Genomic DNA, 10440 nt, shown 5'->3' with positions numbered 1-10440 from the left:
CGAAACTCGAAAAAGTAAGGTCGCATAGTGGTCGAAGTCGGAGAGAATTCGACACTGAGGTGGTCGGAAAAAACACGTCCATTCTATATCCAACAGCGTTTACGACAGAACAGTGCCGAAAATCTTAAAGAAAATAGACTTGTATCGATTTTTCGTGCGACATCCATTCTGCCTCTTTCGGAGACAAGGATGAATACGGCTCTTTCGGAGGCGCGGGACCACCACCGAGTTGAAGTAGATACGCAGCATAAGGCGGAAACGGTGCAGGGCCTCTGCGAAGAGCCGGACTGTTCGCAAGTACCCCTAAGCTCATGAAGCGGTTTGCGCTCAGGTGCGCGGGAAGGGACTAGGCGATGTAGCCGCTGTCTGTAGAACTTCGGGGACCAGAGAGATCCAGCACGCCGCTGCGCAGGTTCGCCCTCAAATCCATCTCGATAGAGACAAACTCGCTGTCGCTTTCGGCACTGATGATTTTAGGATATCCAACCTCAAGGCACATAGGGTTCAGAATTGTGACGACATTTCTGCACATGGGCTCAAGTTTGCATCCTACCACATCCTGATCAACTATGCCCGCGACACCGACCCAAAGAGCACAGCATCGACACGTTCTCGATATATCGATACCTTCGATTGCCTTTAAAACCCCTAGGCATCAGAGCTAAATCCTGCCAACCTTAAAGCCGCGCGACAAGTGATGGCGCATTGAGAACACCAAGATGGCACCGGGGATCATTGATGCCATTGTAACCGCCATCACAAGACCGATGTCTGTTTGAAATCCGAAGAGGGCATTGATGGCCATGCTGATCGGCTTGCCGTTCGTGGTTGTCAGGATCCGCGCGAAAACGACTTCGACCCAAGAGAACATGAAGCAAAAGAAGGCGGTTACCGCGATTCCAGGTGCAATCTGCGGCAAAAGGAAAGTCCAGATGAAACGCGGTTTTGAATAGCCGTCCAGAAATGCCGTTTCGTCCAGTTCCTTGGGAATGGCGGATATGAAGCCCTGCAAAATCCAGATCGAGATGGGCAGATTGAACAAACAATGCGCCAAAGCGATGCCAAAGACCGAGTTTGTGATACCAAGTGCTGAAAACAGCTGAAAAACAGGCAAAGTCAGCACCACCGGCGGCGTGATGCGGAAGGCGATGAAGGCGAAAAACAGGTGTTTGTCGCCCAGAAACGACATCCGCGAAAAGGCATAGGCGGCTGGAATGGCGACAGGGACTGTAATGCAGATGTTGATCAATACATAGGCAATCGAATTGCCAAAGGCGGACCGCAGGGTCGGGTCGCTTAGGATGTTGGCGTAGTTCCCGAAAGTCAGGCTGCCCACGGTAGTATCAGGCCGGGGCAGGGTGGCGACAAAGCTGATGAGCGTCATCTGGACTAGGGGCAGGCAGACAAAAATCAGGAACAGGATCAAACCTGCCGCTTTAAAAAAGGGGAGCACACGCCGCATCATTCCCTCCCCCCGGAGGGGGCGGGTGTGTCGATCTTGCCTTGGCCCTTGGTAAAGACCCAAGCCACCGTCAGCACGATCAGAAAATACAGCACAGAACGCGCCGCCGAAGGTCCGTAATTGAAGGCTTTGATGTCCTCTCCCAGATCGACGGCAAGGAACATCGTTGCACCGTTCGGGCCACCGGCGTTGATTGGAAACGCCTCGGTATAGATCATGAAAGAATCCATGAACCGCAGCAAGATCGCCATCAGCAGCACATGCTGCAATTTGGGCAGTTGGATGTGGCGAAACACTTGCCAAGGGCCAGCGCCATCAATGTTCGCGGCTTGGTAATAGGGGGCAGGGATCGTGGTCAGAGCGGAATAGCACAAGATCACGACAAGGCTGGTCCAATGCCATGTGTCCATCACCAACAGGACAGCCCATGTTTGAATGACCGAAAGCTTCCAGTCAGTTGTCCATCCAAAGCTCGCCAGAACGCGCCCTATCAGCCCTGTGTCAGGGTTCAAGACGCTTAGCCAGAGCGAGGGGATCATGTTCCAAGGCACCAGCAACGGCAGCGCAATCCCTGCCAAGGCCAATCCTATCCAGAATTGGCGTTGCGGAATGCAAAGCGCAATGGCGATGCCCAAGGGGATCTGGATGCACAAAACCAGCGCCGAAAACAGCGCGCTGCGCCCAAAGCTGGACCAAAACCTTCCAGAGCCGATGATGTCGCTGTACCATTCTGTGCCGACCCAGAACCGCTGGTCCAGAATGAAGATCTCGAAGAATGAATAGTTTATGACCGTGATCAGCGGGATCAGCCCGACAAGCCCCAAAAGCAGTGCGGCGGGCAGCACAAATATCCATCCGGTGTTCGTGCGATCCTTCATGGGGCGGGGTGGTAGTCTGCGTTAGACATTCACCACGTCCGTGCCCCAGCGTTTGCAGTCTTCCATCAGCTTTTTGGGGAGCGTCCCATCGGTGAACAGGCGGCTGACATCGCTTAGGGAACAAATCGTAAGGGGGGCTTTGCGTTCGAACTTGTGGTGGTCGGCCACCACCATCACGCTTCGGGACCGCTGGATCGCGCTGCGGCTGACCAGAATTTCCTGGCCGTCAAAATCCAAAAGGTCACCGTCTTCGTCTATGGCAGAGCATCCCAAGACGGAAAAATCGAACTTGAACTGTTTCACCATCTCTGCGGTCAATCCACCGACAAGCCCGCCGTCCGCGCGACGTAAAACCCCGCCGGTGAGGATGATTTCGCAACTGTGGTTGGCCGCAAGAGTGTTTGCGATGTTCAGGTTATTCGTGACGACCAACAGGTTTTCGTGATCCAGAAGTTCGCGCGCTACGGCTTCGGTGGTTGTCCCGATGTTCATGAAAACCGATGCCCCATCAGGGATGGATGCCGCACAGGCCACAGCGATTGCTTTCTTGCCGTCTTCGTTCAGGCGGCGGCGTTCATCATAGACGATGTTTATGACCCCTGACGGAATGACCGCCCCGCCGTGAACCCGCGACAGTCGCCCGGTTTCGGCAAGTTCGGACAAATCGCGTCTGATTGTCTGAACCGTCACGTCGTAAAGCTCGGCAAGGCCGTCAACGGTGACTTTGCCTTCTTTGCGCGCAAGTTCCAGTATCTCTTGTTGTCTGAAGTTCGAGACCAAAGCTTTATCCTTTAGAAGCTGCGGGGCCTGACGGACGCTCTTGCAGGCCACATCGGTTTTTGAACAATCAACGACTTGGTCCTCTCGTCAAGGGGGCGAATCGACCTCATCGCAAGAAAATGTAAATCTCTGCGCGATTGCGAATGGAAAAGAGCATACTATTCAACCATGTAGCGTAAAGCGAACATTTTCGAACATTCGTTATTGACCCGGGGTGTGTCGTGGTGCTTAGTATCCCGACGTCAAAGGCAGGGAGGCCGTGGCGGAGCAAAGCTGCGAGGGGGGGCGTCATTGGGCACGCGTGAGGATCACGAAATCGTCGACCTTTTTGTCATTGGTGGGGGCATCAACGGGTGCGGAATCGCGCGTGATGCTGTTGGCCGTGGCTTGACCGTCGAACTGGCAGAAATGAATGATCTCGCCTCGGGGACGTCTTCTGCGTCGACCAAACTGTTTCATGGCGGATTGCGCTATCTTGAATATTGGGAAATCCGCCTTGTCCGCGAGGCGTTGATTGAACGCGAAACCCTCCTGCGCGCCATGCCGCATATCAGCTGGCCCATGCGTTTTGTGCTGCCCTATCATCCGGACATGCGGTTCGAGGGCGACACACCGACGTCAAAAGTCCTAAGCATCGTGATGCCTTGGATGAAAGGGCGCCGTCCCGCGTGGCTGATCCGGTTTGGCTTGTTTCTTTATGACAATCTCGGGGGCCGCAAAATTCTCAAGGGGACGACATCCTTGAATTTGGCCGGTTCACCCGAGGGGGCCCCTTTGCAGGACCGCTTTGAAAAGGCGTATGAGTATTCCGACTGCTGGATTGAAGACAGCCGGTTGGTGGTTCTGAATGCACGCGATGCCCAAGATCGTGGCGCGCGGATCAATGTCCGAACCAAAGTGGTCTCTGCTGAACAGGTGGAAGGTCTTTGGCGCGTTACCGTCGAGGCGCAAGACACAGGTGAACAGCGCGTGATCGTTGCGCGTATGATCGTCAACGCGGGTGGCCCTTGGGTCGAGAACGTGATCCGGAACACGGTGCGCATCAATTCGACCGAAGGTGTGCGGTTGGTTCGGGGCAGTCATGTCGTGACTCACAAGCTGTATGATCACGACAAATGCTATTTTTTCCAAGGCGAAGACGGTCGGATCATTTTCACGATCCCCTACGAGACCGACTTTACCCTGATCGGTACAACGGATGCCGATCACACTGATGCAAACGCCAAGCCGGTTTGCACGCCCGAAGAACAAGCCTACCTTTTGGGATTCGCGTCGAAATACCTAAAGAAACCGGTAACTGATGGTGACGTCGTCTGGACCTATTCGGGGGTGCGACCGCTTTATAACGACGGGGCTAGTTCGGCCACGGCGGCAACGCGCGACTATGTTTTGAAAATAGATCAGTCTGCCGGTGCCCCGATATTGAATGTGTTCGGCGGCAAGATCACGACATATCGCAAGCTGGCTGAATCCGCGCTGGAAAAGATCGCGGCGTTTTTGCCAGCCACTGGTCAGAACTGGACGGCTGGCGTGCCATTGCCGGGGGGTGATTTTCCGGTTGATGGGGTCGCGGCGCTGAACGATCGGCTGATGGCGGAATTTCCGTTCTTGTCCGGGCGCTGGGCGGCGCGCCTTGTCAAAGCATATGGAGTAGAAGCGTTTGATGTGCTGGGCGAAGCCAAGACCAAAGCCGATCTGGGGCAGGATTTCGGTGCGGATCTGACCGAACGCGAGGCCAGCTGGCTGGTTGAAAAAGAATTTGCGCGCAGTGCCGAAGACATTGTCTGGCGCCGGTCCAAGTTGGGCCTGAGGCTGACAAAGCAGGAAATTGATAGGCTCGACACTTGGTTGGACGCGTCGCTTGCCGATGCGGTTGCCATGCCGTCTGTGCCAACCGCAGTTTAGACTGCGCAGGGAGAAAGAGAAATGTCACTTGTTCTGCAAGCCGTGTCCAAGGTCGTGAATGGCCAGACGCATATACATCCCACCGATCTGGAGCTGTCGTCGGGCACGATGAACGTTTTGCTTGGGCCGACATCGTCTGGGAAAACGTCGCTGATGCGTCTGATGGCGGGGCTGGATGTGCCAAACACCGGCAAGGTGATCTGGGACGGCAAGGATGTCACCGGCATGCGGGTTCAGGATCGCGGTGTGGCGATGGTCTATCAACAGTTCATCAACTACCCGTCGATGACGGTTTACGACAACATCGCCAGCCCCATGCGGTTGCTGGGCCAGACCGCTGATCAGATTGACAAGGCGGTGAAAAAGGCCGCTGATTTGATGAAACTATCTGGCATGCTGGACCGCAAGCCGCTTGAACTGTCGGGCGGTCAGCAGCAGCGCTGTGCACTTGCACGGGCGTTGGTAAAAGATGCGGGCCTTGTGCTGCTGGATGAACCCTTGGCCAATCTTGACTATAAACTGCGCGAGGAATTGCGCGCCGAGATTCCTAAGATTTTCGAAGAAGCCGGGTCCATTTTTGTTTACGCGACCACCGAACCCGAAGAAGCGCTTTTGCTGGGGGGCAACACCGCCACCATGTGGGAGGGCAGGGTCACCCAATTCGGCCAAACCCCCTTCGTTTATCGGCAACCCGTGGATGCCACGACAGCGCGCGTTTTCTCTGATCCGCCGATGAATTTCCTCAAGATCCGCAAGTCTGGCGACCGCGTGGTTTTCGGCGACGGCGTGTCTGCTGCGGCCTCGGGCGCGTTGGCACCGCTGGCCGATGGTGCCTATCTGGCGGGGTTCAGGCCCAACCATCTTGAGCTGCAAAAACATTCACCCGATGCGTTGGAGTTCACTGGGAAACTGAATGTCACCGAAATCACCGGCTCCGAGACCTTTGTGCATCTGGACCACCACGGCGAAAATTGGGTCGGCCTTGTGCACGGGGTCAAGGACCTAAAGATCGGTACATCGCTGAACGTCTATCTTGATCCCAAACACATCTATATTTTTGCAGAAAATGGCGCATCCGTTGCCGCTGCATCCTACGCAACCGCAGCTTGAGGGAGAGATACCATGGCAAAGATCACCCTTGATAATCTGGCGCATTCCTATTTGCCCAACCCTGCGCACGAAGAAGATTACGCGCTGAAAGAGCTTAACCACGATTGGGCCGACGGCGAAGCTTATGCGCTGTTGGGGTCGTCGGGCTGCGGCAAGTCCACGCTGCTCAACATTATTTCAGGTCTGCTGCACCCCAGTCAGGGGCGCATCCTGTTCAACGACCGTGACGTGACGATGGAACCGACGACGCAGCGCAACATTGCGCAGGTGTTCCAGTTTCCGGTGGTCTACGACACCATGACCGTGCGTGATAATCTGGCCTTTCCGCTTCGCAACCGCGGCGCTGATCCGGCCTATATCAAGGACCGCGTTCAGCAGATCGCCGCGATGATCGGCATGGAAGACACGTTGAACCGCAAGGCACGCGGGTTGACCGCGGATGCAAAGCAAAAGATTTCACTGGGGCGCGGGATGGTCCGCGAGGACGTGAATGCGTTGTTATTCGATGAACCGCTGACCGTGATTGACCCGCACATGAAGTGGGAATTGCGCACACAGCTCAAGTCGCTGCATCATGAATTTGGCCATACCATGATCTATGTGACCCATGACCAGACCGAGGCGCTGACCTTTGCTGACAAGGTTGTGGTGATGTATGACGGGCGCGTGGTGCAGATGGGCACGCCGCAGCAACTGTTCGAGACGCCCGAACATACATTCGTGGGCTATTTCATCGGCTCGCCCGGCATGAACGTGCTTGAGGCGCAAGTGACAGGTGACAAGGCCGTTGTCGGCGGCACGCAGATTTCGCTGGGCAAGGGGTTTGGTACGCCGACCGGTAAGGTCGAGATCGGGGTGCGCCCTGAATTCACGTCGCTGGCCGCAGGGGACACAGGTCTGCCTGTGACCATCAAACGCGTCGAAGACGTTGGCCGCCACAAGATCGTGCGCGCCGATTTCCAAGGCTCCGAGATCAACGTGATCGTTGCAGAAGGCGAAAATATTTCGCCCGATATGAACCGGATCGTTTTCGATCCCGCAGGCATCAACATCTATTCAGACAGCTGGCGCATCGCGCCGATGGTGGCCTGATATGATCGTTTTGCCCAACGCGCCCCGCCTGTCCACCACGAAAGGAAGCCGTGATGAATAAGACCGTCAACCAAAAGGCATGGTTCCTGATCTTGCCGGTTCTTGTGCTTGTCGCTTTCTCGGCGGTGATCCCGCTGATGACTGTGGTGAACTATTCGGTTCAAGACACGTTTGGGAACAACCAGTTTTTCTGGGCAGGACTGGAATGGTTCAAGGAATTGATGTCCTCGGAACGGATGTGGGATGCATTGGGCCGCCAGATTGCGTTTTCGTCGATTATCCTGTTCATCCAGATTCCGTTGGGCGTGTTCGTCGCCCTCAACATGCCGAAAAAAGGGTTTTGGGCGTCTGTCTGTCTGATCTTGATGTCACTGCCCTTGCTGATCCCGTGGAACGTGGTGGGCACAATCTGGCAAATCTTCGGACGCGTGGATATCGGCCTGCTGGGCTATACGCTTGATGCGATGGGGGTTGATTATAACTATACCCAGAATTTCTATGCAGCGTGGATTACCGTTGTGGTGATGGACGTGTGGCACTGGACATCGCTGGTGGCGCTGCTGGCCTATGCGGGTTTGCAGTCGATCCCTGACGCCTATTACCAAGCCGCCAAGATTGACCAAGCCAGCCGTTGGAAGGTTTTCCGTTTCATCGAATTGCCCAAAATCATGGGCGTGTTGATGATCGCGATCCTGCTGCGTTTCATGGACAGCTTTATGATCTATACGGAACCGTTTGTGGTCACTGGGGGCGGGCCGGGCAATTCGACGACCTTCCTGTCGATTGATCTGGTCAAGATGGCGTTGGGTCAGTTCGACCTTGGCCCCGCAGCGGCGTTCTCGATCATGTACTACCTCGTGATCTTGTTGATTTCATACGTGTTTTACACCGTGATGACGAACCTTGATAAAAGGGATGGCCACTGATGTCTGATATTGCACAAAAGCGCGGCGGTGGTTTTCGGATAAACGGCAGTGCTGTGGTGATGGGGCTGTACCTGCTGTTCTTGCTGCTGCCGATTTACTGGCTGCTGAACATGAGCCTGAAAACCAACACGGAAATCCTGAACGGGTTCAGCCTTTGGCCGCAGGATTTGACCCTTGAGAACTATGTGACGATCCTGACCGACGCGTCATGGTACACCGGCTATCTGAATTCGATGGCCTATGTGGTGATGAACGTGGTGATTTCGCTGCTGGTTGCCTTGCCTGCGGCCTATGCGTTCAGCCGCTATACGTTTCTGGGCGACAAGCATCTGTTCTTCTGGCTGTTGACCAACCGGATGGCCCCGCCTGCGGTGTTCGCGCTGCCGTTCTTCCAGCTTTACAGCTCGGTCGGTCTGTTCGACACGCACATCGCCGTGGCGCTGGCGCATTGCCTGTTTAATGTGCCCCTAGCGGTCTGGATCCTCGAAGGGTTCATGCGCGGCGTGCCCAAGGAAATAGACGAGACGGCGTATATCGACGGCTATTCGTTCCCGCGCTTTTTCATCCGTATCTTCACGCCGCTGGTGGCGTCTGGCATTGGCGTCACGGCATTCTTCCTGTTCATGTTCTCGTGGGTTGAACTGCTGCTAAGCCGCACGTTGACCAGCGTGGATGCCAAACCGATCGCGGCCACCATGACCCGTACCGTGGGGGCCGCAGGGATCGACTGGGGTGTTCTGGCCGCAGCGGGTGTGCTGACGATCCTGCCGGGTGCCTTGGTCATCTATTTTGTCCGCAACTACATCGCCAAGGGTTTTGCCCTTGGGCGCGTCTAAGGGAGAAACCTAATGGAATGGATGGCATGGACATGGCCGACCGCCGCTTTCTTCGCAATCATCGCGGTCACGCTGATCACCTTTACGGTGCTGGCAATCAAATTCCCCGAAGTACCGCGTAACGGTGTCTTAGGGATCGAAACGACGCGGGGTGACAGGTTGTTCATCACGCTACTGGGCTCTGCCTTTATCAATCTGGCTTGGCTTGGACTGCTCAGCACGCCCCAGTGGGGGGCGCTGATCGTGTGCTTTATTTATGCCGTGGCGGTGTTTCGCTGGGTCTAAACAAAAGCCAAAAGAGGGCCCCGGCGTGCAAGAACCGGCACCCTTAAACGTTCTATCTAGGGAGGAACACAATGAACTTGCGATTAAAAGGGACCACGGCCATCGGGCTTGCGGCCTGCATGTTTGCAGCACCCGCTTTCGCCGACATGGAGGCCGCCAAAGCGTTCTTGGACAGCGAAATCGGTGATTTGTCGGCACTGACGCGCGCTGAACAGGAATCAGAACTGCAATTCTTTATCGACGCAGCCAAGCCCTTTGCGGGCATGGAAATCAACGTGGTATCCGAAACAATCGGGACCCACGAATACGAATCCACCGTTCTGGCACCCGCATTTGAGGCCATCACCGGTATCAAAATCACCCATGACCTGATCGGTGAAGGCGACGTTGTCGAAAAGCTGCAAACGCAAATGCAGTCGGGCGAAAACATCTATGACGCCTATATCAACGACTCTGATCTGATCGGTACCCACTGGCGTTATCAGCAGGCGCGCAACTTGACCGACTGGATGTCGGGCGAAGGCGCGGCTGTGACCAACCCAAATCTGGATCTGGAAGACTTCATCGGTCTGTCCTTTACCACGGGTCCCGATGGAAAGGTCTACCAGCTGCCGGACCAGCAGTTCGCGAACCTCTATTGGTTCCGCTATGACTGGTTCAACGACGAACAGAACAAGGCGGATTTCAAAGAGAAATATGGCTATGATCTGGGTGTTCCGGTCAACTGGTCCGCATACGAGGACATCGCTGAATTCTTCACCGGTCGCGACCTGTCGCGTCTTGGCGTCGAAGGCGACGTTTTTGGCAACATGGACTACTGCAAGAAAGACCCGTCGCTTGGCTGGCGCTATACTGACGCGTGGCTGTCCATGGCGGGTGCCGGTGACGTGGGCGAACCAAACGGTCTGCCCGTCGACGAATGGGGTATCCGCGTTAACGAAAAATCGCAGCCCGTCGGGTCGTGTGTTGCGCGTGGTGGTGCCACAAACGGGCCAGCGGCTGTTTATGCTGTGACCAAAGCAATCGAATGGCTGGAAAAATATTCCCCGCCTGCCGCTGCCGGTATGACATTCTCTGAAGCGGGTCCAATCCCTGCCCAAGGTAACGTCGCCCAGCAGATGTTCTGGTACACGGCCTTTACCGCAGCATCCGTCGAACCCGATTTG

The 10440-nt window shown here is 55.5% G+C and carries 10 protein-coding genes; 7 read left to right on the top strand and 3 right to left on the bottom strand.

The window, feature by feature from the left end; translation table 11 throughout:
- Window positions 1–661: 661 nt before the first annotated feature.
- From ABYT07_RS15930 to ABYT07_RS15920, 3 genes are read right to left on the bottom strand one after another with little or no spacing between them, the layout of a single operon-like run.
- Window positions 662–1462 carry a carbohydrate ABC transporter permease gene (locus tag ABYT07_RS15930; RefSeq protein ID WP_372993021.1) on the bottom strand — a complete coding sequence of 267 codons (801 nt, stop codon included), beginning with the start codon at window positions 1460–1462 and terminating at the stop codon, window positions 662–664.
- Complete coding sequence (locus ABYT07_RS15925; protein ID WP_372993020.1) at window positions 1462–2340, bottom strand: carbohydrate ABC transporter permease; 879 nt, start codon at window positions 2338–2340, stop codon at window positions 1462–1464. Before ABYT07_RS15925 ends, ABYT07_RS15930 begins: the two co-directional genes overlap by 1 nt.
- A gap of 21 nt (window positions 2341–2361) precedes the next feature.
- Window positions 2362–3120 (bottom strand): DeoR/GlpR family DNA-binding transcription regulator, encoded by a 759-nt coding sequence (locus ABYT07_RS15920; protein ID WP_372993019.1) that lies wholly within the window; start codon window positions 3118–3120, stop codon window positions 2362–2364.
- Window positions 3121–3411: 291 nt separating this feature from the next.
- On the opposite strand from ABYT07_RS15920, the gene glpD reads away from it, so the two are divergent.
- From glpD to ABYT07_RS15885, 7 genes are all read left to right on the top strand, one after another.
- Window positions 3412–5025, top strand: coding sequence for a glycerol-3-phosphate dehydrogenase (gene glpD / locus ABYT07_RS15915; RefSeq protein ID WP_372993018.1), 1614 nt, complete (start codon window positions 3412–3414; stop codon window positions 5023–5025).
- 21 nt (window positions 5026–5046) lie between these two features.
- Window positions 5047–6135 carry an ABC transporter ATP-binding protein gene (locus ABYT07_RS15910; RefSeq protein ID WP_372993017.1) on the top strand — a complete coding sequence of 363 codons (1089 nt, stop codon included), beginning with the start codon at window positions 5047–5049 and terminating at the stop codon, window positions 6133–6135.
- Window positions 6136–6147: 12 nt separating this feature from the next.
- Complete coding sequence (locus ABYT07_RS15905) at window positions 6148–7227, top strand: ABC transporter ATP-binding protein (RefSeq protein WP_372993016.1); 1080 nt, start codon at window positions 6148–6150, stop codon at window positions 7225–7227.
- Between the two features lie 53 nt (window positions 7228–7280).
- Window positions 7281–8153 carry a carbohydrate ABC transporter permease gene (locus ABYT07_RS15900; RefSeq protein ID WP_372993015.1) on the top strand — a complete coding sequence of 291 codons (873 nt, stop codon included), beginning with the start codon at window positions 7281–7283 and terminating at the stop codon, window positions 8151–8153.
- Window positions 8153–8989, top strand: coding sequence for a carbohydrate ABC transporter permease (locus tag ABYT07_RS15895; RefSeq protein ID WP_372993014.1), 837 nt, complete (start codon window positions 8153–8155; stop codon window positions 8987–8989). The genes ABYT07_RS15900 and ABYT07_RS15895 overlap by 1 nt, the downstream gene beginning before the upstream one ends.
- A gap of 12 nt (window positions 8990–9001) precedes the next feature.
- A complete protein-coding gene (locus tag ABYT07_RS15890; protein WP_372993013.1) occupies window positions 9002–9274 on the top strand; it encodes a DUF2160 domain-containing protein in 273 nt (90 codons plus the stop codon).
- A gap of 71 nt (window positions 9275–9345) precedes the next feature.
- On the top strand, window positions 9346–10440 hold a 1095-nt coding region (locus tag ABYT07_RS15885), incomplete at its 3' end, for an ABC transporter substrate-binding protein (protein WP_372993012.1).

The sequence above is a fragment of the Sulfitobacter sp. genome, from assembly GCF_041552635.1.
Taxonomy (GTDB): domain Bacteria; phylum Pseudomonadota; class Alphaproteobacteria; order Rhodobacterales; family Rhodobacteraceae; genus Sulfitobacter.
The sequence above is the reverse complement of the archived record's forward strand: the minus strand, read 5'-3'. Positions and strand labels throughout refer to the sequence as shown.